A 21,213-nucleotide genomic window follows, 5' to 3' on the forward strand; every position below is an offset into this window, starting at 1 on the left:
CAAAAGGCGTACAAAGAAATAGCATGTTCACCGATATTTTATGATAGCTTGCGATAAGAGAATCTCGTTTTTCATACTGTGGGGGGATCAAACGCGTATTCTCACTTTGGGATCGAAGGCTTGTCTGGGCTCTTTGCTGGCCATTTTTGCTGTTTGCGCAAAACAGGCTTCGGCCCAGGACCAAGCCGTTTTCGCCGGCCAGGTCGACTTTTCCTGGCAACAATTCTCAATTCCGTCCGTAGGTTCCGGCACGCTTCCAATGGGAGAGAAGAGCGTGACGGCTTCCGGGCCGACAACGGGATTTTCGGCAGGCGTTCGTCTATCGCCTGACCCCGATGCCTTTTCCCTGATGTGGACCGGAAGCTATTTTGATCTTTCGGGGCATTCCAGTTCGACGAACGCTATTTCGAGCAACCCGTTCATTATCACGGTTGGCTCGCCGGGTTCCGGCGAAATCGATCTCTCTACGATTACGGACAGCTCCGGCGCATCAGCGCTTGCGAATGTCAATTTCACCGATAGCACCGGTGCGACGACCGCAATTTCCAGTTCCGCCTCCTCTCCGGCGGGTCCGAATTCCGTAACGCAATATGCGGTGAGCCCGACTGCCGCCGGCGCTGCGTTTGCGGCGCTGGTCACTGACGGCAGGGGACCGAGCGCTGCGTCCTACGGCGCCTTTGCGGATGGCCAGGGTTTGATTTTCGCGGGCGTCGGAGATTTCGGCGCGAGCACCGTCCGCACATGGTCTTTCGTCCATGCGACAGGCTATACCCAGACCGTCTGGCTTGCAAAGCCACTCGCGCCGGACAGGGATTTCACGCTCAAGGCTGGATTGACTTATCGCCGTAGCCGCGAAAGCTATGGAAACGGCATGGCCTTCGACCTGGCCAGCAGCGTTTCGGGTACGAGCATACCGACCGTAAGCCTGTCGGAGGCCGGCAAGTTTAACGTCGAAGCAGGCGGCCCCGTCGTTGGTTTCGACGCGCGTTTCCATCCGCCCGCTCCTTTCATGATCGGCGTCAGCGGTACGGCGGGAATGGCGTTCTTCGGAGCGCGATCGAGACTGACCCACACGGTCGTCCTGCCTCAGGTGGCTGCAATCGAAGATACGGCAAGCGTGCGGCGCGACAGCGGTGTGATGGGGCTCACCGGCATGGAAGTCAGCCTCATCTTCCCCTTGGAGGAGCGCGTTGAACTCCGCGTGTCCGGCAGCGTTCAGTCAACATTCGGCGCACCACGGCCGACAGCGGGCGATATCAAACGGTACAATACCAGCCAATATGGAGTAGGAGTGTCCTTGGCGGCGCGGTTCTGAAATAGAAGCGAGCGCTTTCGGACGCGCCGGCAATTTTGTCAGCAAAGACACACAGGAGACGAAGCAGATAGAGATAGCTGGTCTCGAATATCGCCCGATTTGCCGCCGGACGCATGCAGCAGCCCATATGATGACCGCGCTGCTGCCGTGTCCTTTTGGCAAATCGCCAGAATAATTCGGGGAGAGAAACATGGCCGAAGAATTCAAACGAAGGATGCATCTCTACATCATTCAAACGATCTATGAGGCCGTTTGCAACCCCGAGGGATGGAGCGATGTCGTTGGCGAAATCAGGAAGATCACAGGCGCAACCAGCGCCTTTTTCATGGGAATAGGCCCCGGCGCGGAACAGAATGCCAGTGTCGTCAGCAAGCACGTGGACAGGAATCTGCTCATCAGAGCCGATTTCGTCGACATCGTCCATACCGTAACAGCAAGTCTCGGCCAGGGTGGAACCGTCGCCCTTGATATCAAGCGGAATGGCTCCACCTGGCAGGCATATCTTGCCGACATGTTTGATTGCGAGGGGCAGCTGGTCATTGCCATTATTACCAAAGAAGGGCAGCGGCGTTTCATTCTCGGCCTGAACTTCAGCTACGAAGATCAAGCCGATGTCAGGCTTGCCAATGAATTACTCATGGCACTGACCCCACATCTTCAAATCGCAATGGGCATTCATCGACAAATGCTGAAGGATCGGGAGAAGGCTGAACGGCTCGACCACTTCTTTTCCCAGTCCGCGACGCCCCGCGTTATTGTCAGCGATGATTTCAGGATTATCGAAAGCAATAGGGCCTTCGAGCGTCTGATCGAGAAGAACGGTTCGTTCCTGAAAAGATCGGAAGGCTTTCTCACGGTGGCTTCATCGGCTCTGCGTCAGGAGATCGACAGGCTTCTGGCGCGATCGCAGCAGCATGCTGAAACGGGCCATGCCAATATCGCCTGGGTAAAGGAGGCGGAAGGTGGTTTTGGTTGGTTGTTGAAAGTTGAGCCTCTTGGATCCAAGTCGCTCAATGTGACGCCATTTGCGAATCTCGGTTTCGGCAACGACGCGAAGTCCATGCTGAGTTTCTGCAAGATGGGAGACCGCAACGGATTGACACCCGCCGTAGTCGGCAGCGTGCTTGGTTTGACCACGGCCGAGGCCAGCCTTGCCTGCGAACTTGCGCAGGGAAATGCCCCAGCAGAGATCGCTCATGCTCGCGGCGTCGCCAAGAACACGGTCCATAATCAGCTGACTTCGATCATGGCGCGGCATGGATTTCATCGACAGGGGCAACTGCTCTCTTTTCTGTCAACGCTGTCTCTCTTTATCGGATAGTCCATCTCCACCAGGCGGCAGGCTGTTTTACCTACGCTGCGAAGTGTTGAGGCAGCCCCTCATGAACGTCAGCCCAAGTCATCTCTTAAAACCGCTATTAGCTTAGCCTGATTGAGGCACTGCAGAACGCCGGGGACGTCGATAGCCTGCAATAACCGTCAATGGGGACGGATATTGAAAGGGGAACATCCATGTCCATGAAAACTCTGATTCTTTCCGCCGCTATCGTATTTGCCTCGACTGCGGCCTTTGCCGGCGGCAACGTGTCTGTAACGTCGCAGAGCGGCACAGGCAATATGGCTGCGACCGGACAAGTCGGCCACGGCAATTTTTCTGGCATCGGTCAGGTCGGCAAAGGAAATTACGCCCAATCGCTGCAGAGTGGCAAAAACAATATCTCGGCAACGGCTCAGTTCGGCAAGGCCAATCAGTCCTATACGAACCAGGCTGGCAAGGCCAACCTCTCGGCGACTGTCCAGTTCGGTCATTCCAACTATTCTGAAACGGATCAGTCTGGCAAGGGCAACATGTCCGTGACGGTCCAGCACTAATGCGCTTGGGAGAGCCGGCGCTTCGCCCGGCTCTCCCAAACTGTAAGGAGCTCGAAGTTCGATGGTAAACGCCCTACCGCCCGCAGACACTTGCAAGATCGAGTACCAGGATATCGGTGGCATGACGCATCTTGCCGCCGTGCTGATCCCCGCCAAGGCACGCGAGGGAAGCTACCAGTTTCAGGTCCAGTCGACTTCGGAGGGAGGCGTGTCCTCCAACATGCAAGGGGGAGAGTTTTCTGCCAAGGGAGGACATCGCGAGGATCTGTCCAAGACTATCGTCGGCAGCACACCCAGTAGCTGGGCCGCGGAGCTGCAGGTCTTCGATGCATCCGGAAATCTGATTTGCCGTTTTGCCTTGCCGGAAAAAAAATAAGCGAGACGCGATGAGGCACCGAGCCATGGTCCGAAGAAAATCGCGCAGATATTGTAACTTTCAAGACGCTCGCCAAAGCCCCCGGCTCGTTCGGGGGCTTTTTTTGTTGGGTGCATGATAATGGATCACACGCAAGCATAAGCTTGACCTGTACTGGCATTCCGCGCGCCGTCACCATCGATCTCCTCGGCAATGATGGGGTATCCGCGCCGTCTGACTTTCCACCTTTCATTCAGGCTATGCGGGGCGGAGGATATGCGGGCGGGTGGCAAGGTCGATGCGACCAGGCTCGACGAGCATTCCCGACGTGGAGCATCACATCAACAAGGACTAGAGCAGGCGGTTGGACGTACCTCCAAATCGATTAGATGCAACGTGCAATTCCGACCAAATATCCTGTCTTTGGAGGGGGCGTCGAATATGAACCTGCTGGATATAGTCTAAGTGATTAAGTTGCTTGCGCAATTGGTGTCATGCTCACGGCGCGTCCATCGCTCTCCCCCTTCCTTTTGCTGATTTGACAGGTCCGGCAGTGTCGTCGCTAAATTCGGATCAAGAGGCCCGATTTATTGAGGCAAGCGGGCTCACTCGCCGGCTTGCTTCGTATCTGAATAATGACTTGCAGATCGGCACTTTGTCATCCTGACAATCCGGCATGCGGTACTCAACCAAACAGCGGTCTCAATAATAACATTAAAAAAGGGAGCAATTGCAATGCAGGCACGAGACATCGGAACGCCCCGGATCCTCCCAGCCCGACGTGCCGGCATCGTTGAGCATCCAACTGCCATCGTCATGGCCGGCGACAAGACCGGCAGCCCCGGCATCAATCCCAGCCGAAGAGAAGTCCTTTGGGGTGTATTGGAGATAGGCGATATCGATCTCGGTTTCGATGACGGTTTGAGTTTCGAGATCTCCCAGCGATCACTGAGGGATGCAAATCGGAACCGGCCGGCCTCCACCGTCGGCACAAATGACACGAATAACTATGCTGACAGATCCTACCGGGCGGTCGATCAATCCGGCCGGCAACTTCTTCCCAACCGGCGTAATTCGAACAGTTAATTCCGATGCCCGTTAATGGCGACCTTGGTCGGTGGAGCAGCCATTGCGCGTTCAGCAGGGACAGGGCTGAGATAGGCAGGCGCAAGCAGCCAGATCATGCTATAGGAAGTGCCTGGAAGCACAGGCAACGCCTTTCGATTCTTTCGTGTTAAAATATACTAACGCTTTAAACTTGCACAAAAGCGCGCTGCACATGCTTGCAGAGTGACGCTTGCTTTCGGCGAGGTCGAGAAGGTTGCTTTTGACTATCGGTAAGGGTTCCGGCGAGCGTGGCTCCGTTAGCGATTTGTCAACAGCTTTTTCGCCCGTATATGTTGTAGCGCCAATTAGCTATTTTCTAATTAAACATCTGGTAATATGTTAATTTAAAATAGTCGCCAAGCGCCGATAAAGTTATGCCTGCGCCCGTACGATTGATGTGACTGCGATAATGGATGCATAAGCGCCGATGCGAACGGGCTAGTTCAAGTTGGATAACGGCCACACGCCGGGTGGCTGTTTTGGGAGGACTAGGCCCTATGCCCGAAAGCCGTGTGGATCGGTCGCAGCTCATTCCACAAGAGTCCGAATCTGAGAGCGGTTTCGACGCGTTGATCTCACTCTGGGACCTCGATCTCAAACTGGTCGATTCCTCCAAGAAGTTTAAGGAGCATGTTGGTCTTGGATCTCGGACAGGCATAACGTTGCGGCAGGCCTATCCTGCCTTGGCGAAGCCCGCCCTTGCGGCCATCGTCCAGCTGGTGATTGATACCGGCCAACCGCGAACCATCCGGCTCGACGCTTCAATGCCCAAGAAATGCGACCTGTTGTTGTTTTATATCCGGACCGGTCTTTTGGTCATCGAGATCGACGGTGCGGATGCCAAGAAGAAAACGTCGTCTGAAGACGGTGAACGGGCACGGCTCATTCATCAGGCAACACATGATGTTTTAACCGGATTGCCGAATCGCCGCCAATTCAGCGCGGAGTTGGAAAAGCTGCTGCCGGCCAGCGGAGAAGCAGGACCTGCCCTGATGCAGCTCGATCTGGACGACTTCAAGCCCGTCAACGATACGTTGGGGCACGGCGCCGGAGATGTCATCCTTCAACTTGCCGCCGAAAGAATAAAAAAAACCCTCGGTCGAAATGGGACGGTCTACCGCCTCGCCGGCGATGAGTTCGCCATCATACAGGTTGGTTCGCAACAACTCTTCGAGGCTGAAAGATTGGCGGACGCTCTGGTCGCCGAATTCAAGAAGCCGTTTGTCGTCAACGGTATCTCGTTGTTCGTCGGCGTCAGTATCGGGGTTGCCGTCGCGCCACGAGACGGCAATGAGGGAGAGCAGCTGATGAAAGCTGCCGACGTTGCCCTCTATGCGGCCAAGAAGGAAGGCCGGCGTAGGGCGCGAACATTCGATCCGAGCATGCTGGTCGTGGTGGAGCAAAGGGAGTTGCTGCGTCGCAGTCTGCGCGTGGCGCTCCAACACGATGAGTTCTTCATCGAGTACCAGCCGCTGGTCGAGCCTCCATTCACCGTCGTCGGCTTCGAGGCGCTGATGCGCTGGCGGCATCCCACCCTGGGGATCATTCCTCCGGCAGCCTTCATTCCCATGGCAGAGGCCGACGGCCTGATGAGTGAAATCGGCCAGTGGATGTTCGAGGAAGCATGTAGGGAGGCCCTTACGTGGCCCGTGAACTACAGCCTGGCCGTCAATCTTTCCCCTGCGGAATTCCTGACGCCGGGTTTCACCGATCGGGTCTCGCAAACACTCGACGTGGTCGGATTTCCCGCCGAGCGCGTCGAACTCGAAATCACTGAAGGAGTTTTATTGGAGCGCACCATCAACAATCTCGATACTCTGAACACGCTCAACGTGCTCGGAATCCAGATTTCACTAGACGACTTTGGGACCGAGTATTCTTCCCTGAGTTACCTCAAGAATTTCCCGTTCGATAACATCAAAGTCGACCGGTATTTTATCAGGGACCTTTTGCAGGACAAAAAGAGCCAGACCATTGTTCGCTCTGTGATCACTCTGGCACATGGCTTGAACATGCGCGTAACCGCGGAGGGGGTCGAGACGGCGCAACAGGCCGCCTGGCTCCAGGGCGAAGGCTGTGACCGATTGCAGGGATATTTTCTCAGTCCGCCGCTCGATGTCGACCGGCTTCATGACTTTATAAAGCAAAGGGCGCGCGTGCACCCGGCCGTGACCTTTGATGAGGTCGAGGCCAGACCCTGATTTTTCTGAGGCACATTTCATCTAGGAGGTTTCGCTTGAACACCACGGAAACGCCGGCAGATGCTGCCTTCGAGCCGATGCTCGAGCTGGAAATGAAGATGGCCGCCTTTACGGCGGATTGGCTGAACTGCGATCAATGCTCGACCTATGTCGCCGGTATGGTCAGTCTTGATCGTCACGATCCCATCCGCCACGCCAATGTGCTTTCGTCGGCCCTGAATGAGCTCTTCGAGATGTCGTTCCACGCTCGGGAGCGCGATGGTGCTTTTGTCTGTCGCTTCTACCGACGCGACGAAACGGAGCGGATAGAACTGACCTTTCCCTGTTCGCCTGAGAAACGTCGCTTCTACGATGCGGTCGTGACGGGCTTGAAGAGCGACGAGGCGCTTGCGAATTATCTCGATGTGATCACGAGTGGTGCCGCGCCAGCCGAGCATGCGATCCTTCTCGGTCTGGCCATCAACTACGACGCCGACATCACGCTCTTCTATAGGGATACCGGAATGTTGACCTTTGTCGTGGATCTGCCGCTCGAAAGGCTACTCAATTGAGCACCTATTCGTCCCACCGCTTCACGGCGCAATTCGACGTCAACAATCAGGAGTTCTCTCTCTGCGGAGTGCTCAGACCCCATTCGGTCTCGGAACTCGCCGATGATCTGGCCCTACTGCGAAACGGCGTCGAAACGGTGAAGGGCGTCTGCTATATCAATTTGAAGCGTGTCACCCATATGAACAACACGGCGTTCCGCGCCTTGGCGCATGTCCTCATCGACGCGACCCGCTCAAGGCCGGATATCAAGCTTACCGTGGTTGCGTCGAGCGTCGTCGCATGGGCGTCCCGGTTGTTCCGCCATCTAAACGATCTCTCGCCCAATATCACCGTCGAGATCTACGACTCTGCCTTCTATCCGGGTCAGACATTCGTCGAGAACCAGAGTTTCATCCCGATCCTCAGGACTCAAACCAAGATGACCTGGCGGCATGAGCGCGAGATATTGCCGCGCCACGGGCTTCGCGAGGGTATGCATATTGCCGATATTTGCTGCGGGATCGGCGATTTTGCGATGCTCTTGAGAAAGGACTTCAAACCGGCCCGGATCGTTGCACTCGACCACTCGATTCCAAGCCTCGCCTACGCCCGGACAGTGGCGGAAAATTTCGACGTCCAAGACATCGAATATACCTATGGTGACGCATCGCAGATGCTGTTCGAGAGCAACCAGTTCGACTTTGTGACCTGCCGGCACTCTTTGCAAATCTTCGACCGCCCGGATGTGCTGCTGCGGGAGCTCTATCGTATCTGCAAACCGGGTGGCAGGGTTTACATCACCAACGAGAAGAACTCCCATTGCCTTGGAGAGCCGAAAGCCGAGAGCATCCAGTGGACATATAACGAGGTTGCCAAGCTATTCGCTCATTTCGACATGGATGTCGAAATGGGACCGAAAGGTCGTCGCATGTTGTTGGATGCCGGTTTCAGGAACGTGCAGATGGAAAGTTTCATGGTGACCAATCTCGACGACGATCCCCAGGACTTCGCTGACATCATCACGGCATGGCGGAATGTCTATGCCGATGAGATGGCGGTCAGGAGAGGCGATTCACCTGAATTCATCGATCGGTTTAAACAGGGATTCGAGGACCACATCTTTGCCGCGCTTCACCCAAGAGGCTATGCCGGCTGGCCTATCTGGGCCTCATCGGGACAAAAGCCGCTATGACGATGCCACCAACCGCTAAACCGAGACTCGGTCTGCGTTCCTTTCGCGCCAAATTCCTCATCGTTGTCGGAGGTGCCGTCCTTTTCGACCTGCTGGTCAGCGGCGGTCTTGCACTTTGGAATGTGCAGCGTCTCTCCCGCAACGCGACCGCCCAAGTGGGCGAAGGCCTCGAAAAGGCGAGCCAGGATTATATCCGCTCCTATACCAATTCCACGGCCGCCCAGGTCGGTCTGCTTCTCGACCAGGTGCATTCCGATGTGAGCGCGCTGGCAGGGGTGCTCCAGGGTCAGATCGATCATCCCACAAGGAATGGAAATGTCGGCACAGCCTTGGCCAAAGCTGCCCCCGATGCCGTGACGGTGACCTACGATCCCGTTGGCCAGTGGGCGCAAAATCTTCCGGGAGGGCCCTCCGTCATCAGTGTTTGGGGTTACATGCTGGACAAGGACCACCATCCCTTTCCGCAGGTACAGGCCGACATTGAGACGAGCGCCATACTTGATCTTGTCGCTCCATCGCTGCTGCATAACGGCGCGTCGAAGCTGCAAATGTACTATATCGGTCCCAGGGAGCGCCCGATCTTCCGGACTGCGCCTTACACGACGCAGGCGCAGACTTTCGACCGGCTCTACCCAGGCCACAACAGTGCTGATTTCTGGACTTTCTTTTTTCCTGGCCTTTATGAATCCTGGCAGCAATGGGCTTTGTCTCCCTCGTCGCGGCCGGTTGCCAATTACATTACCCAGACCGCTCCCTACACGGACGCGATTACCGGAAAACTGATCGTCAGCTTCTTCCATCCGCTTTGGACAGCGGACAGGCATGGAGTGGCAGGTGCCGCCGGCGCCGATATCACCCTTACTCAGCTTGCCGAGATCGTCGAGAATGTGAAGGTTGCCCAAAGCGGCTTCGGCTTCTTGACCATGTCGAATGGAAATGTCGTCGCAATCAATCCGGTCGGAGAGAAGGCCATCGGTTTGCGAGCGGCGAATGACGCCGCCAACAAGGGCGTCACCGGTCTCGACCGCTCGCTGCGGAACAGCACGCAAAAGGCCATTGCGACCATGCCGCTTGATGCCGATGGTGCCATCCAGCACATCTCGCTCACCGAACACGGCGAAGAGGTTCCTTATCTCGTAGTCGTCAAGCAATTGCGTCCCACCAATCTCTGGGTGAGTGGGCCCATACAGCGCGAGGTCATGTCGCTTGGAATCGTCGTGCCAGAGCGCGAGATCTATGCTTCGCTGATTGCGGCCAAGGAGGAGATATCACGCGCGACCAACAGGATTTTGCTTTATCAGATCCTCGCGGTTCTCGTGTCGCTGATGATCGTCACCGCTGCGGTCTTTGCGGCGTCGAAGCGCATCACCGGCGGTATCAGCGCGCTGGCGGGTGCCGCCAAGCGCATCCAGGCAAAAGACTACTCCGTCAGGGTCGACATTCCAACCAGGGATGAGGTGGCTGAAGCCGGCGTCGCATTCAACCGGATGGCCGAGGAGATCAGCTTTCACACCGAAAATCTCGAGAAGCTGGTCGTGGAGCGGACGAAGGAGATAGAGGCGGCAAAGGAGGAGATCTCCACGCTCGCCAATCAGTTGAAGAGCGAGAACCTGCGCCTTGGTGCGGAACTCGATGTGGCGCGGCATATTCAGCGCATGGTTTTGCCGCGTGCCAAGGAGCTGACAGCCTTCAAGCATCTGGAAATCGCCGCCTACATGCGCCCGGCCGATGAGGTCGGCGGTGATTATTATGATGTCCTGCAGCATGGAAACAATCTGAAGATCGGTATTGGCGACGTGACCGGCCACGGGCTTGAGAGCGGCGTGCTGATGCTGATGGTTCAATCGATCGCTCGTGCGCTGCAGGAGGCCGGCGAAATGGATCCGGCAAAATTCCTGGCCGACCTCAACCGCACGATTTTCAAGAACATCGAACGAACGGAGACGGACAAGCACATCACCTTATCCTTCCTCGACTATGACGGTAAGAGATTGACGATATCGGGCCAACATGAGGATATGATCATTATCCGCCAGAACGGCGAGGTCGAGCGCATAGATACCGGCGACCTCGGTCTTCCGGTTGGCCTCGAAGCCGATATTACGCAGTTCATCGACACGCGGGAAGTATCGTTTGAGAAAGGTGATATGGTCGTCCTACATACGGATGGCGTCACCGAAGCTGAAAATCCCAGCGGCGAACTGTTCGGCTTCGAGCGGCTTTTGCAGGATGCGCGTCGCTTGCATGGCGGAACCGCGGAAGAGGTAGTCAAGGGGATACTCGACGATCTGATGGCCTACATCGGCACGCAAAAGATTCATGATGACATTACCCTCGTCGTCATGCGGCATAGGTGAGAGCATGACAGTCGTACTATATGGCCAAGAAAATCTCGTTTCTTTCGATACAAGCCAAGCTCTGCGGCTTCGCCTGCTTGACGGACCGCTACGGCTCGCGTGGCGGCATTCAGCTATAACCTCGGACTTTATCGCAGAAACGATAGCGCTCGGCTTTCGGTCTTCCGAACGCCACTACAAGACCATAAGGCATGACATAGGCTATCTTACGAATGAGCTGATCGAAAACGCCATCAAGTTTCGCACTTCCGGTGAGATCGTTATCGAGGCTCTGACGGATGCCCATAACTTTAGAATGCGGATAGCGAACTTCGTCGACGACGATACTACCGCTCGATTTCAACAATTGTTGTCGAGGGTGATAGCCGGCGATCCGAACGAGCTCCTCATAGAACAGATCGAGGCGGCTGCGCTTGAAGGTGGCAACACATCCGGATTGGGACTGTTGACTTTGATGAGCGATTACCAGGTTCATCTAGCCTGGCGTTTCGAGGAAGATCGGCCGCACAGGCGAACTAAGCTGGAAACCTATGCTGCGATGGCAATTGCGCTATCGTGAACCCGCGAGAGGCATGTTGTATGGAAATCAAAGAAGAAGCGTTCCGCGTCTGGTCCGAAGGCAGCACCTTGTATTTTGATGGAACCATGCGCCTGGCGGGTCCGGATGCCTATGCGCCGGTTTATGATCTGGCTAAAAAAGTGCTCGACGAGGGCGGTGGCAAGGCTACTTTCGATCTGACCGGCCTGCACTTCTTGAATTCTTCTGGTATCAACTTGCTTGCCAAACTGACGATCGAGGCGCGCAAGCATCCAGACATTCACCTTACCGTTTGCGGCTCTTCACAGATTCCATGGCAGATGAAGTCACTGCCAAATCTGAAGAAGCTTCATCCAAGCCTGGATCTACGTCTGACATAGTGGCCTCAAGCAATGAGCTAGGCCAAGTGATGTTGACGTCACATATTCTGACGTGCCCGGCACACATTTTATCCGCAAGGGCTGCATGACCACGCAGCATGGGTCCCGGATCAATCATCCGTAGAGCACCGGGCTGGCGGTTGAGTTGACTCTGTCGTTCACTCGGCAGACAACAGGCAATGGCTAAGGAGGAAACACTGATGGCTGACGAGACTAACACGGGACCGCTTGCTGCAGTTACGGGGATAGAGGCAGAGGTGAAAACGCCGAAGGTCAAGAAGCCGAGAGCGCCACGGCGCCAGAAGGCGGTTGCCACACCGGTTCAGGCTGAAGCAAAGGCGACTGATGCAACGTCGGCTGTGCCAGCTGCAAAGCCCAGGAGATATAGCGAGCAGGAAAGAGGCGAAAAGCTCAAGCTGATAGGAACGCAGGTCGCCGGGGGTACAAGTACGCTCAGGGACGCGATCAAGAACGCCGGCATATCGGAGCAAACCTACTATCAGTGGAAACGGACAGTGAAGGCCGTTGACCAAGGAGGGGATAAGCCTGTTTCGGTCGGCAACGGGTTGGCCGATCTCGTTCAACTCGAAGAAGAGAACCAAAGGCTTCGCAAGATTCTGGCGGAAAAGCTGCGCGCAGAAAATGCGGAGCTGCGCAAGAGGCTCGGACTGGACTAATCCAAGATCGGAATGGAGTGGGCGGTCAGTCTCTCCATTGAATGCCGGACATTGTTTGACGCCGGCATTTTGTAGGCTCGCCTCCAGCGAGCTCCATCAAGGTGGACAATCGAAAAGACAAATGTTTCGCTTGTGGAATCACGTCAGCTACGAGACTGTTGATGCGCTGGGCAAAACGTCGCCCTTGCGCTCCAACCAGTTGAAGCGCGCGGTGAGGAGCTATATTTGTCCGCCAGCAAAATACAGCGGCGCCGATCGGCGTCGGTTTTTCACCAGTTGCTTAAGGTTGGGAATATATGAGAACGCCACAACGGAGTTTCGTTGTTGAAGTCAAGTCGGGGCGACGACAGTCAAAGACACGGGTGAGCTCGATTTGGGGAGACACTGACCTCAAGGCTCTGGCCCGCGAAGTCCATGATAAGCCATCGCATCCGTTCAGCTCGAATGACGTATCCGGCACGCCGGATGCGGGTGAAGACAAGCTACCTGATCCGAGCAATGCGGGTTCTGTCGGCGAAGATGCGGAAGATCTCGATGTTGCACAAACGTTGATACCGTCGACCGTGGCTACGGAGTTTGACGCGCCGAAGCAGCAGGCGGATCGCCCGAACGTCGAAGCTGTCGCACAGATGCAGGAGAGCGAGCCGGCACCGCAGCCTCAAGCGGCTTCGGCGCGCGCTGCGAGGAAACGCACCAGGCACGGCTCCACTCATGCGAATGCGCAGGCTTCCACGGGTGCACACGAGAAGCAAAGCGCGCGATCCGCGACTTTCGAGGATCCGACTTCCTTGGACGAAGTGACCGCGCTTGAGGCAGAAAACAAGCGGCTCAAGAGGCTGCTGGCTGAACAGCTTCGAGCCGAGAATTTGCGGCTTAACAAGATGCTTGAGCGGTTTGATGTCACATGAGGAAACCGCGTCCTTCAATGGCCGTGGCGTTTACCCTGCTGATGTATCCTGAGTGTTCCTCAGCTTGATCGTATAGCAGCTGAGGGGCTTGGTTATGATCGGTATCAATAGCCGCTATCATGGACGACGCCCATAATCTCTCCGCGGCGGGATACGCTCACCAGGAGATTGTCGTCGCCTCGCGTTGCCTCGACCAGGTAGCGAATTTCGACGTGATTTACGTTTTTTACGCGATAGCCACGGCCCCCAGGAGACGGATCACATCGTCCGGACCGAAGTTGCCGCGGCGCTCTCCCCACCTGTTACGCGCATCGTGATGGTTGTTTCAGGCATGAAGGAAATTCTGCTCCGTGTCATCCTGGGCGGAATAGTCGTCCGACGACTGATCCTGGTGAATGACGACTTGAGCAAGTGCCGGGGTGATAGGGCCAATTATCGTGGCGGCAGCCAGGCCCAGCGTGATGAAGGCAGCCTTCATGGGTATAATGAAGGCTCGTAAGTCATGTCCGCGGCCACGGCAGGCACCGCGGAAGAGAGAGCCAAGGCGGCGATAGCGAATATCCTGAAATGCATTATTGAGATGCCTCATCTTTGTTCTGCAAAAGAGAGGGCACTTGCGAAACGCATCAGCCCGCCTCGTGACGAGTCACTATGTGCCGGGCCCATGTTGCGGAGAGGAATCCGAGGCCACTTCGTGTCCGCCTCATCAATCGCGTAAGGAAGACTCTGCGCTCGCAGTTTGATCCAGATTTTCGATCAGCCGCTTCCCAGATGGTTCCTGTGTAGCCTTCGTAAGCACGATGCAGCTACTCCGACCGTCGAGCCGACGGCGGAGGGATTGAAAATTGCGCCATCGAACGGCTCGGCTCCGACACCTATGCCTATGTCGTTCATGGTGGCTATCAACTGACGACCGTCCGGCTGCCGGGCAATGTTCAACTAAGCGTTGGCCAGTCTGTCAGTCTCACCATCGCTCGGGAGCAATTCCATCTTTTCGATAGAGACGCCCATTGCATTTCGGTGAGCCATTAGGCCGGCTATGAAATACGATCTGCCATGATGCGCTCGTCTCCGTCTTCTGGTTGCAAAGCTTGATCCGGATTGGGAGGAGTTGCCTTCTGTCGAAATCTAAGAAGCAACTCCTCTCCATCTACGGACGCTCGCGAACGCTCCATGATATCGCGCTCGGCAGCAGCTTGCTTCCAATGTTCCTGATCGCATCCAGACGGACGCCCGGCCGCTTCCCAGATGGCGTAAGCACGCTTGCTAATCCATGCAAATCTGTCGTCAGCCATGTTTGCTCTTCCTCTGGCAACGTGGAACCTTGATTGAAGGACAGCCGGTCCAATGGGCTGCGGCTTCATGATGCTATGCTTGATTTTTCCATCACATACGCATTGTGCGCGCCGACGACGAAGACATCGTGAACGTCCGTCTCTGTCATGATGTCTTTCGTCGGTCGGTTGCCCTCCGAACTCTGACCCGCACCAATTGTTCCCGAGTGTTCCGCCTGGAAGTGCACATGCCGGCTATGCCAGTGCCTGGACGGTCAACCAGGCTCTCTCCCTCACTCGCGCTCGTCGAGGTCGATCTGGCCTTTCTCAGCCAGGATCGGCAGGGCGATGTTGTGCTGCTGCTCGTTCACCTGCACGGTCACCAGCGTTCCGCCGCGTTCGAGAGCTGTGGCATAGGCGGCGCGCTGCTTCTCATGGAAGAAGATTCCCGTCAATGCGTCGAGAAAGCCGAGATGGTCGATAGGGTCCGTGTCAGGGCGGTTACCCGGCGTCATGGTGACGGCATCCTTGGGTATGCCGGCATCCATCAATGCTTCGGCCGCAGCCTCCGCATCATATTCATCGTCGAAGAACGCGGTCAGCGTGTAGGAGCCGGTCTTGCCTTCGCTGCTCATAGTATCTCCTCCATGTGCATGATTTCTTCGTCATAACGAAGATCGGAGGTGAGGGTTCCCGAGTAAAGAAATCGGCCGGCATGGAACAAAAAGAACCGCGATCAGTTCGTCTTGCGATAGCTTTTAAAACCGTTGCGAGCCCCCAATGCTCGAAAAACTTCCTTTGTCCATCACTGGCCCGTCGCTCGCGCGCGATCATGCCGAAGCGGCGACGCTCGATGATCTGCGCCGCGATGCAGATGCCTGTATGCGCTGCGATCTCTATCGCGATGCGACGCATCTTGTCTTCGGCGAGGGGCCGCAGAATGCGGAGATCGTACTTGTCGGCGAGCAGCCCGGCGACAAAGAGGATCTGGCAGGCAAACCGTTCGTCGGGCCGGCTGGCCGTCTTTTGGATCAATGTCTGGAAGAGGCTGATGTCGATCGGGGCCGCTGCTACGTCACCAACGCCGTCAAGCATTTCAAATACCAGATGCGCGGCAAGAAGCGTCTTCATGCAAGGCCCAATGCCGGGGAGGTGCAGCGTTGCGCCTGGTGGCTGGGGGCTGAACTTGAGCTCCTGAAGCCGAGGCTGGTGGTGGCGCTCGGTGCAACAGCGGTATCCTCGCTGCTCGGCTCGAAGATCAAGGTCATGCGCGACCGCGGTCACATTATTCGCCCAGCAGGGGAGGTTGATATTCTGGTGACCATTCATCCCTCGGCGCTTTTGCGGATCAGGGAGCCGGACGAGAAGGAAAGAAGTCGGCTCGCCTTCATTCGAGATCTGAAGAAGATCCGAAGTTTTCTGCGGCATTGACCACCGCCATCTGCCTATCAGCCGGGAACCGAACCGTGCAGGACAACAATCAAAGGTCATGTCATGGCTGACAATCAACCCAATATCATGGAAACCAAGCCAAATCGGCCCAAGCAGAAGATCCCCGCGAATGCGGATAGTCCAACCCCTGCGCCGGAAACGAAGCGGCCGTCTTTCATCCGTCGCCACCCCTTCTGGGTTTTGTGCGGCATTGTGGCGCTGGCGGCCTCGATCGTTGCGTCGTGGTTTGCCTGGCGGGTCTATTTCTATCCCTACGAATCGACGGATGACGCGTTCGTCGATGCACGCAGTTTTTCGGTTGCCGCCAAGGTCTCCGGCTATGTGGCGGTTGTTCCGGTGACCGATAACCAGCATATGCAAGCTGGCGACGTCATCCTGAAGATCGATCCGCGCGATTACCAGATCGCACTCGATCAGGCGAATGGGCAGATTGAAGTCGCCAATGCCTCGGTCCAAAGCACCAGCGCACAAATCGACGCGGCCGACGCTGCTATCGACGTGGCAAGAGCGCAACAAAATTCGGCAACCGCGGCCCTTCAATATGCGCAGCAGGAAGCCAATCGTCAGCAGCAGCTGGTCAAGAGTGGATCAGGCAGCGTGCAGTCGGTGCAACAGGCAACCGCGACTTTGCAGCAGGATCAGGCGAGCCTTGCACAGATGCAGGCGAACGTCACGTCGGCGCTGAAGAACAAGGCGGTCTCGGAGGCCCAGAAATCCAGTGCGCTTGCCAGCCTCAAGCAAGCCCAGTCGCAGGCCGAGGAGGCGCAACAAAACCTGAGCTATACGACGATCACCGCAGCCCAGCCGGGTCGCGTCGTTCGCCTCACCGGCGCCAAGGGTCAATATGTCGAGGCGGGGCAGGCGATCTCGATGTTCGTTCCCGACGAAATCTGGATCACCGCGAACTTCAAGGAGACACAGCTGACGGACATGCGGCCGGGCCAGCCGGTGGATGTGACGCTCGACGCCTATCCCGATCACACGCTGCACGGCAAGGTCGCCTCCGTCCAGCCCGGTTCCGGCACGGCGTTCTCGCTGCTACCCGCTGAAAACGCCACCGGCAACTATGTGAAGGTTACCCAGCGCGTGCCGGTCAAGATCATCGTCGACACATGGCCTGCCGATGTCGCCATCGGTCCCGGCATGTCCGTGGTCCCGACGGTTACGGTTCGCCCGAGGAACTGAGATGAGCGGGGCAAGCTCAGCCGCCGGCGGGACAGGAGTTGCCGCCCACGCCACCAATCCGTGGCTGATCGCGATCGTGGTGTCGCTTGCGACCTTCATGGAGGTGCTGGACACCACGATTGCCAATGTCGCGCTGCGCTATATCTCCGGCGGTCTTGCGGTTAGCTCCGACGAGGCATCCTGGGTGGTGACGACCTATCTGGTGTCCAACGCCATCGTGCTTGTTGCCAGCAGCTATCTTTCCGAGCGGTTCGGGCGGCGACGGTTCTACCTCCTGTGTCTCGCGACATTCACGATCGCCTCTATCCTGTGCGGTCTTTCCTGGAACCTGCAGACATTGCTGATTTTCCGGGTCATCCAGGGGTTTGCCGGTGGCGGTATGATCCCGACCTCGCAGGCCATCCTCGCCGATGCCTTTCCGCCGGCAAAGCGCGGCCAGGCCTTCGCGCTTTTCGGCGTGGCCGTCGTGGTCGCACCGGTCGTGGGTCCGACGCTTGGCGGCTATCTGTCGGACAACTTCTCCTGGCACTGGTGCTTCCTTATCAACGGTCCTGTCGGCGTTTTCGCCTTCGCCCTTGTCTACATCTTGTTGAAGGAGAGCCCCGAGACGGCGCAGAAACGTCAGGAGTTCCGAAAGAAGGGAGTCCGTTTCGATCTCGTCGGCTTTTTGCTGGTCGCGACCTTTCTAGGCTCGCTCGAACTTACCCTCGATCGTGGGCAGACGGAGGATTGGTTCGGTTCCGGCTTCATCATTGCGACGACGGCGATATGTATTTTGGCGTTTGCTCTCGCAATTCCCTGGGTGCTGACGAAGGCCAACCCGATCGTCGATGGATGGCTGCTTGGCACCCGGCAATTCGGATCCTGTTTCATCGTGATGATGGCAACCGGCGCGATCCTGATCGCTACCACACAGTTCATTCCGCAGGTCGTGCAGCAGAACTATGGATACACGGCAACCTGGGCCGGTTTGGCGCTGTCGCCCGGCGGCCTCGTCACCATGGTGATGATGTTCGTCACAGGTCGCCTGAATTCGTTGATCCAGCCGAAATATCTGATCGCCGTCGGCGCGGCGATTATCGCGATGTCGATGTGGCAGCTGACGCGGCTTTATCCCGGCCTGAACTTCGGTTTCTTCGTCTGGTCTCGCCTCTATATCGGCCTCGGCCTGCCGCTGATCTTTATCCCGATCACCTCGGCCTCCTACTATGGCCTCAGACGGGATCAGACCAATCAGGCGTCTGCCATGATCAATGCTGCCCGCAACATCGGCGGCTCTATCGGCGTCTGTATCGCTTCCAACGTGCTGGCGCATCGCCAGCAATGGCATCAAAGCCGGCTGGTGGAACATATCGTGCCGTCCTCGCCCGCCTACCACGAAACGCTGCAGACAATGTCGCGCTATTTCGCGGAAAGAGGAGCAACGACGGCGGATGCCACAGCCCAGGCGACTGCCTGGATCGGCCAGCAAGTGCAAACCCAGGCAAGCTTCCTGGCCTATATTGATGTGTTTCACGTGCTGATGCTGGTAGTGCTCTGCGCCATCCCGCTCGCTCTGATCCTCAGCAACGTCAACCTGAAGGAAGGCGGCGGTGGAGGAATGCATTGAGGCTGTAAGCTCACCTTTGTGCGCCGAGAAGCGGCCGCAGCGCGTCCACCAACTCAATCTTGCCGCGGCGGATCTCGCCTACATCGCTTTCCGCATCTATCCTGCCGGCATTGTGGGCGACATAAAGCTCGACCAGCAGCCGTGCATAGTCCTCGGAAAGACCCGCTCGTATCAGCACGGTCCGCCATTCCGTTTCGGGCAGCGGCTGGGCGACGACGTTGCGGCCGGCCAGAAGGCCAATGGCGGCGGCGACGTCATTTGGCGTGTAGCGTCTCGGACCCTCAGCGTGGACGATTCTGAGTTTTGCGTTACTGTTATCCAGCAGCAGTTCGGCTGATATCGCCCCCACATCGAAGGCAGAGACGGTGGGGAGCAGCTTGGTCAGCGGATGATAGAAGCTTGGCAATCGGCCACTTTCGGCGGCGGCTTTTGCAAGACGTGACCAATTCTCCATATGTTCGGCCGATCGCAGGAGGATAAGCCTGGAAGGCAGCTTTCGCAGCCGCGTCTCCAACGCGTGAAAGATCAAGGTGACGCCTGTGCCGGAGCTTTGCTCCGCGCCGTAGTCGGAGATGGCGAGGACGAGCTGAGGGTTGGCTGCCGCCAAAGCCTCGCCCAGTGAATCGATCAGTTGCAACATTCGCGATTGCGCATGCTCCGCACGAATATCGACCGGGCAGATGACCTGGACGGCGCGGGCGCCATTCATTGCCGTCGCCAGGGCCCGGCGATCATGCAGGTCGGCAATGGCGATCTCGCAGCCGAGGTCGGAAAACTCCCGCGCTTGCGAGGGATCGCGCAGCACGGCGCGGACCGGCGCCCCGGCTTTGCGCAGGGCGGCAATAGTCGTGCGGCCGATTTTCCCAGTGGCGCCTAGAATGACGTGCATCGTGTCTTCTCCTGTTCGTCTGCCAGCAAACCTATCCATTGACGCACGCTGGTTCGCGCAGGTTCGGACAGCCTATTGCAGGTTCGGACGACAATCGATGTCAGGAATGCATTCGGGTTATCATGCCGGGCGTGAGCCCGAGAATGCGCCGCATCCAGTGCGCCATGTGGCTTTGGTGGGCAAAGCCGGTCTCCAATGCGGCCTGAGCGACGGGTATGTTTGCAGCCATAAGAAGCAATCTGGCGCGCTCGACCCGGCGCGTCAGGACATATCTATGGACCGGCATGCCGAAGGTGGCGCGAAACAGTGGTTTCAAATGCGATACACTGAGCCCTGCGACCGCGGCGAGATCGGCAAGAGACAATGATTGATCGATATGATCCTCGATGAATTCCGCGAGACGTCGTTGTTGTCGGCTGGTCAATGTCGCGCGTGCGTCGGCAGGCTCGAACCGCTTTTGCCCGTCGCTTTCCACCAGGCGGATTGCGAGAGCCATGCCCAGCATGTCCGCATAAGTCCTGTCGGATGGTATGATCGCCTCGATCTCCGCCTTGATGGCCCAGGCTATCGACTCGATCCGTGGATCACGAAGCTGGAATTTAGGTGCCAGCGAAACGGTTTCCGGATCCCGGCCGAGCTCGCGGGCGGCGGCATTGAGGAGTTCCGGCCGGATGTTCAGCCGCAGAATGGTGCAATCGCGATCATCTTCCCACCAGCCATCCAGTCCCGCGGGAACGACGTCGATATCGCCGTGTTTCTGCTGCCGGCGATAATGCCGGCCGTCGCACTGGCAGTGGGCATTCACGGCGCGTCCAAAATGAATGCCCAGCCGGTGCGTTCGCGATCCGGGCACATGTGTGCGGCCGGCCTGAATATGCAGGAACTCTGCCTCCAGACCTGTCCAGCCGCGATCCCTGCTGGAAAGAAGGGTACTGGCGGCATTGGCGTTGCTGAACCGATCCATGATGTCGTCTTCCGGCTAGATCCGACGCCCACAGTCTGGGGCGACCTTATTTCTCGAATATAGGGACGCCCGCGCATCCGGTCGAGCCGTGTTCTAGCTCCTTATAGATCTGGGAGAGGTTGCCGATCGGATGGGTGAGAAGCTCGCCTGCCATTTCGTTGGCTATGGAGAGAAAGCGGAAAAATCTCCATATTCTTCGGTGCCATCGCGTCCGCTTGGCACGACCTGCAACCTCATGAGGCTAACGTCGGACTGAGCGCGATGTTCCGATTTGAGCATGTAGGGATCGGTGAGCTCATCCTTGGTGACGATCCAGGGCCCGAGCACATTGACACCGCCGAAGCTCTTGCCCTTGGAGCCGCGCCTTTACGAGGTAACGCGGGCACTCGGGTTTTCACGCGCAAAAC

General features: G+C 57.1%; 21 protein-coding genes. 16 read left to right on the forward strand and 5 right to left on the reverse strand.

What is annotated here, in order from left to right:
* Positions 1 to 274: 274 nt before the first annotated feature.
* The 13 genes from GA0061101_RS16585 (at position 275) to GA0061101_RS16645 (ending at position 13,433) form a co-directional block, all read left to right on the forward strand.
* The gene (locus GA0061101_RS16585) at positions 275 to 1,315 is read left to right on the forward strand and encodes a hypothetical protein (RefSeq protein WP_141694085.1); all 1,041 of its coding nucleotides are present in this window, start codon (positions 275 to 277) and stop codon (positions 1,313 to 1,315) included.
* 190 nt (positions 1,316 to 1,505) lie between these two features.
* Positions 1,506 to 2,636, forward strand: coding sequence for a helix-turn-helix transcriptional regulator (locus GA0061101_RS16590; RefSeq protein WP_092574213.1), 1,131 nt, complete (start codon positions 1,506 to 1,508; stop codon positions 2,634 to 2,636).
* Between the two features lie 191 nt (positions 2,637 to 2,827).
* Positions 2,828 to 3,187: a hypothetical protein gene (locus GA0061101_RS16595; protein ID WP_047639060.1), complete on the forward strand. Its 360-nt coding sequence runs from the start codon at positions 2,828 to 2,830 to the stop codon at positions 3,185 to 3,187.
* A 61-nt stretch (positions 3,188 to 3,248) separates the two neighbouring features.
* Positions 3,249 to 3,563, forward strand: a complete 315-nt coding sequence (gene csgH / locus GA0061101_RS16600; protein WP_092574215.1) for a curli-like amyloid fiber formation chaperone CsgH — start codon at positions 3,249 to 3,251, stop codon at positions 3,561 to 3,563.
* A gap of 714 nt (positions 3,564 to 4,277) precedes the next feature.
* Positions 4,278 to 4,628 carry a hypothetical protein gene (locus GA0061101_RS16605; RefSeq protein ID WP_092574217.1) on the forward strand — a complete coding sequence of 117 codons (351 nt, stop codon included), beginning with the start codon at positions 4,278 to 4,280 and terminating at the stop codon, positions 4,626 to 4,628.
* A gap of 518 nt (positions 4,629 to 5,146) precedes the next feature.
* The gene (locus GA0061101_RS16610) at positions 5,147 to 6,850 is read left to right on the forward strand and encodes a putative bifunctional diguanylate cyclase/phosphodiesterase (protein WP_092574219.1); all 1,704 of its coding nucleotides are present in this window, start codon (positions 5,147 to 5,149) and stop codon (positions 6,848 to 6,850) included.
* Positions 6,851 to 6,885: 35 nt separating this feature from the next.
* Positions 6,886 to 7,401 carry a hypothetical protein gene (locus GA0061101_RS16615; RefSeq protein WP_047561709.1) on the forward strand — a complete coding sequence of 172 codons (516 nt, stop codon included), beginning with the start codon at positions 6,886 to 6,888 and terminating at the stop codon, positions 7,399 to 7,401.
* Positions 7,398 to 8,573 (forward strand): class I SAM-dependent methyltransferase, encoded by a 1,176-nt coding sequence (locus GA0061101_RS16620; RefSeq protein ID WP_047561708.1) that lies wholly within the window; start codon positions 7,398 to 7,400, stop codon positions 8,571 to 8,573. Before GA0061101_RS16615 ends, GA0061101_RS16620 begins: the two co-directional genes overlap by 4 nt.
* Positions 8,570 to 10,930: a SpoIIE family protein phosphatase gene (locus tag GA0061101_RS16625; RefSeq protein ID WP_092574221.1), complete on the forward strand. Its 2,361-nt coding sequence runs from the start codon at positions 8,570 to 8,572 to the stop codon at positions 10,928 to 10,930. Before GA0061101_RS16620 ends, GA0061101_RS16625 begins: the two co-directional genes overlap by 4 nt.
* 4 nt (positions 10,931 to 10,934) lie before the next feature.
* Complete coding sequence (locus tag GA0061101_RS39845) at positions 10,935 to 11,489, forward strand: slr1658 superfamily regulator (RefSeq protein ID WP_037191840.1); 555 nt, start codon at positions 10,935 to 10,937, stop codon at positions 11,487 to 11,489.
* Between the two features lie 20 nt (positions 11,490 to 11,509).
* On the forward strand, positions 11,510 to 11,848 hold the full coding sequence (locus GA0061101_RS16635; protein ID WP_034512334.1) for a slr1659 superfamily regulator: 339 nt from the start codon (positions 11,510 to 11,512) through the stop codon (positions 11,846 to 11,848).
* Positions 11,849 to 12,048: 200 nt separating this feature from the next.
* Positions 12,049 to 12,525: a transposase gene (locus tag GA0061101_RS16640; RefSeq protein ID WP_092574223.1), complete on the forward strand. Its 477-nt coding sequence runs from the start codon at positions 12,049 to 12,051 to the stop codon at positions 12,523 to 12,525.
* A gap of 362 nt (positions 12,526 to 12,887) precedes the next feature.
* The gene (locus tag GA0061101_RS16645) at positions 12,888 to 13,433 is read left to right on the forward strand and encodes a hypothetical protein (RefSeq protein ID WP_312865302.1); all 546 of its coding nucleotides are present in this window, start codon (positions 12,888 to 12,890) and stop codon (positions 13,431 to 13,433) included.
* A gap of 325 nt (positions 13,434 to 13,758) precedes the next feature.
* Here the strand turns inward: GA0061101_RS16645 and GA0061101_RS40105 are convergent, their stop codons facing one another.
* From GA0061101_RS40105 to GA0061101_RS16660, 3 genes are all read right to left on the reverse strand, one after another.
* Complete coding sequence (locus tag GA0061101_RS40105) at positions 13,759 to 14,022, reverse strand: hypothetical protein (protein WP_244655290.1); 264 nt, start codon at positions 14,020 to 14,022, stop codon at positions 13,759 to 13,761.
* A 448-nt stretch (positions 14,023 to 14,470) separates the two neighbouring features.
* Positions 14,471 to 14,728, reverse strand: a complete 258-nt coding sequence (locus GA0061101_RS16655; protein WP_092574227.1) for a DUF2934 domain-containing protein — start codon at positions 14,726 to 14,728, stop codon at positions 14,471 to 14,473.
* Between the two features lie 272 nt (positions 14,729 to 15,000).
* Positions 15,001 to 15,342: a hypothetical protein gene (locus GA0061101_RS16660; protein WP_051963258.1), complete on the reverse strand. Its 342-nt coding sequence runs from the start codon at positions 15,340 to 15,342 to the stop codon at positions 15,001 to 15,003.
* 145 nt (positions 15,343 to 15,487) lie between these two features.
* On the opposite strand from GA0061101_RS16660, the gene GA0061101_RS16665 reads away from it, so the two are divergent.
* From GA0061101_RS16665 to GA0061101_RS16675, 3 genes are all read left to right on the forward strand, one after another.
* Entirely contained in the window at positions 15,488 to 16,138 is a 651-nt protein-coding gene (locus GA0061101_RS16665) for a UdgX family uracil-DNA binding protein (RefSeq protein ID WP_092574229.1), read from the forward strand.
* 63 nt (positions 16,139 to 16,201) lie between these two features.
* Positions 16,202 to 17,344 carry an HlyD family secretion protein gene (locus GA0061101_RS16670; RefSeq protein ID WP_081999543.1) on the forward strand — a complete coding sequence of 381 codons (1,143 nt, stop codon included), beginning with the start codon at positions 16,202 to 16,204 and terminating at the stop codon, positions 17,342 to 17,344.
* A gap of 1 nt (position 17,345) precedes the next feature.
* Positions 17,346 to 18,953 (forward strand): DHA2 family efflux MFS transporter permease subunit, encoded by a 1,608-nt coding sequence (locus tag GA0061101_RS16675; RefSeq protein WP_092574231.1) that lies wholly within the window; start codon positions 17,346 to 17,348, stop codon positions 18,951 to 18,953.
* A gap of 10 nt (positions 18,954 to 18,963) precedes the next feature.
* Here GA0061101_RS16675 and GA0061101_RS16680 read toward each other — a convergent pair whose 3' ends face one another.
* Positions 18,964 to 19,842, reverse strand: coding sequence for an NmrA family NAD(P)-binding protein (locus tag GA0061101_RS16680; protein WP_092574233.1), 879 nt, complete (start codon positions 19,840 to 19,842; stop codon positions 18,964 to 18,966).
* A 100-nt stretch (positions 19,843 to 19,942) separates the two neighbouring features.
* A complete protein-coding gene (locus GA0061101_RS16685; protein WP_092574234.1) occupies positions 19,943 to 20,806 on the reverse strand; it encodes a helix-turn-helix domain-containing protein in 864 nt (287 codons plus the stop codon).
* Between the last annotated feature and the right edge of the window lie 407 nt (positions 20,807 to 21,213).

The organism is Martinezella lusitana, from assembly GCF_900094565.1.
GTDB classification, from domain to species: Bacteria; Pseudomonadota; Alphaproteobacteria; order Rhizobiales; family Rhizobiaceae; genus Rhizobium; species Rhizobium lusitanum.